The following is a 2,910-nucleotide window of genomic DNA, read 5'->3' on the forward strand; positions in this document are numbered from 1 at the left end:
ATCTTCTTGGACCTCATCGCCTCAATAACGCTTGCATAGTCCGTTGCGGTAAACAACTCCACCTTATAGCCCAGTTTTTTCTCCAGAAATTTCAGAAAAACTTCATATTGGCTGGTGATCTTCGCTATGTCCTCACCCGGTGTTGCTCCAATTCTGATGCACTTGCTCTCAATCTGTTCCTCACGGTTCCCTTCCCCGTCTTCCGAGAGCGCCGTAGACGTTGAAAGGAGTCCTTTACCTGTGTCCGTTTTCTGCAGAACCACCACTGCAATCCCCATAAGAACAAGCGCTGCCAAGAGAACGATACCCCATGACTTTTTCATCGAAGTCTTCCTTTCGATAACAACTTTCGTCAAAATCATTAAGATATTTGACGAAAAATTCCCAAAAACGAGTTATGAGCAGAGGCAATAGAAAACCGTTTTTGGCGGCCGTTTAAAATGTCCCCGTCAAATCTTCGTCACCAAACTTGAAACAGTTTGGCAGTCAAGTAAAGCATTTCAAACGACGCACACAAGCATAATGACCCCAGCAACGGGCAACAACCGCTGCGAAACAATAAAAGGGTTCGAACTGAATGACGAAGGCAAGAGTTTCTTCTTGTCCTGTACCGAGGAGGAAAGTACAGAGGATTCCTTAAGCGTCTTCTCCGAACCGAGATAAAAATGCAGCCCGTGCATGAACGACCGCACATCACGTTTCAGCGCAACGCATCAAGAATCCTCCTTCCTGAAAAGTTTTTGACGGAATAGATTACTTCCGTAATTTTGACGATTTTAACAAAAGGAACAAGCGATGTCAAGGACCTCAAATCCGCAGGTAAAATTTTTAACGTGCGTCGAAAACCGGTTTTGCGCGTTTTTTTGCACCTGAAGAGAGAAAGAGCGGAGTCAGCTCGACTTGTGCAGGAACGGGCTCGATCCTCGATAAAACTGTCTCAACCTGTGGATTGGGGAGGACCATGTGCCGTCGTGTCGTTGTACCTTAAATTCAACGTTCAGGAACGGGAGGTAAAATTTCCGAAAAAACGCAGATTCAATTCAGGTGACTTGTTTTTCTTAGTGAGGGCAAAAGTGAGGGCAAAGATCACGGCCTAAGCGTAACGGGCAGCCAATCTGCGCAAACGTTGAAGGTTTTGCGACGCCATCAAGCTGGCGTAACAAGGCAATGACGCCTTGTTACGCCTACGTAAAATTCCGGAGAAGCGCTGTCGGACAACCTGCAATCAGCGGTCACAGGAACAGTTTTCGTAAATTATCAGCGCTTCCCCATAGTGGTCTGCGCTATTGCTTCTCCACCTCCGCCATCTCCTCGCGCAGCGTCTTCAGCAGCTCTCTTGCGAATTCGGGATTGCGCGAGAGCTCGTAGTATTTTTCGTCCGCGCCCTTGGCGACCTCACGAAAGGCGTTGAACGACTCGGGCGTCAGCTGAATCAATTCCTGACCGTCTTTGAACTCCTTGAGCATCATATCCAGCCTCTTGGCGTTGAGCTCCCGCTGCACCTTATCCACGTAAGGGCGCGTCTCCGCAACGCTCTCCAGAACGATCTTTTGGATATCCTCCGGCAAGCCGTCGAAGAACTTTTTGTTGACGATGTTCTGCATCACGTAGATATTGTGTTTGGACGCTATAAGGTACTTCTGGACGTCCATGAACTTCATCTCTTGAATGATGTAAGGAGCGTTTTCCTCGCCGTCCAGCATCTTGAGCTGAAGCGCGCTGTAGACCTCCGTAAAGGAGAGGGGCACCGGGCTCGCGCCGTAGGCCTTGTAAACGTCAACCAGAAGCTCGGAGGGCATGACGCGGAATTTGACGCCCTTGAAGTCCTCCGGGTTGCGAATTGGCGTGTTGGACGACCAGTACATGGCGCCCTCGCTGAAAAAGCTCAGGACCTTGACGCCCTTGCTCTCGTAGATGGAGTTGAGCTTTTCGTTCAAAGAGCGGCTCGTTGCCAAAAAGCGCTCGTTCTTGTCCTCGTCGCTCGAAAACAGGAATTGCAGCAGGAGGACCTGATTCTCGGGGACGATGGCGCTGCACTGCCCCGGCCCGATCAAACAGAACTCGACGGCTCCGTTCAGGGTCAGCTCGAACATCTCCGTGGGCGTCCCCAACGTGCCGCTGGGAAAGAGGTCCAACTGAATTTCCCCGCCGGATTTTTCCTTGAGCAGCCGGGCGAACTCCTGGGCGTAGAGGTCCGAGACGCTGCCTGCGATCTCCTCGTTGGCCAGACGCCAGTTGTACTTGGCCGCAAACGACGGGGACGCGAACAGAGACAGACTCAACACCAATACAAGCAACCACTTCTTCACTTTCATCAACCTCTCCTTCAACTCGTGTTGTCTTTCGTAAAACGACCTTACCCTGCGCACGCCGTTAACGGACCGAAAGGTCCCGCAAAAACAGAGCGATTTGAGGAAAAAAGATCAAGAGGAGCGATACGACCATCATAATGGCGATGAAGGGAAACGATCCCCGCGTCGCATCCACATACTTCTGACGAAAGATCGCCATGGCCGTGAAGATGTTGCACCCGAAAGGCGGCGTCGTCGAACCGATGGCGGCCTGAAGGGTGACGATGATGCCTATGAGGACGTTGTCCAGACCGGAAGCCGTGATCGCCGGCTTAAAGATAGGCGTCAGGATCATGATGACGACGATGGGGTCCACGAACATGCACCCGAGGAAGTACGCGAGCGTCAAAACGAGCAGGATGCGGACCGCGGAAGGTTCGGCTCCCAGCAGCGGAGGGAGGATCATGTTGGGAATCCGGCCAAACGAAACCGTCCAGGAGAAGGCCTGCCCCATGGCGATGAGGATGAACACGATCGCCGTGACGATTCCGGTCCTGAGAGCGATTTTCGGAAGGTCGGCGAGCTTGATGGAGCGATAGATCAGGTACTCCACCAGAAA

The 2,910-nt window shown here is 51.9% G+C and carries 3 protein-coding genes; all 3 read right to left on the bottom strand.

The window, feature by feature from the left end; genetic code table 11:
• Positions 1-323: PhnD/SsuA/transferrin family substrate-binding protein (locus SY1_RS03780; RefSeq protein ID WP_208872751.1), on the bottom strand; the 323-nt coding region annotated here is incomplete at its 3' end.
• A gap of 960 nt (positions 324-1,283) precedes the next feature.
• Entirely contained in the window at positions 1,284-2,315 is a 1,032-nt protein-coding gene (locus SY1_RS03785; protein WP_208873968.1) for a DctP family TRAP transporter solute-binding subunit, read from the bottom strand.
• Between the two features lie 58 nt (positions 2,316-2,373).
• Positions 2,374-2,910: TRAP transporter large permease subunit (locus tag SY1_RS03790; RefSeq protein WP_208872753.1), on the bottom strand; the 537-nt coding region annotated here is incomplete at its 5' end.

This window comes from Fretibacterium fastidiosum, from assembly GCF_000210715.1.
Classification (GTDB): Bacteria; Synergistota; Synergistia; order Synergistales; family Aminobacteriaceae; genus Fretibacterium; species Fretibacterium fastidiosum.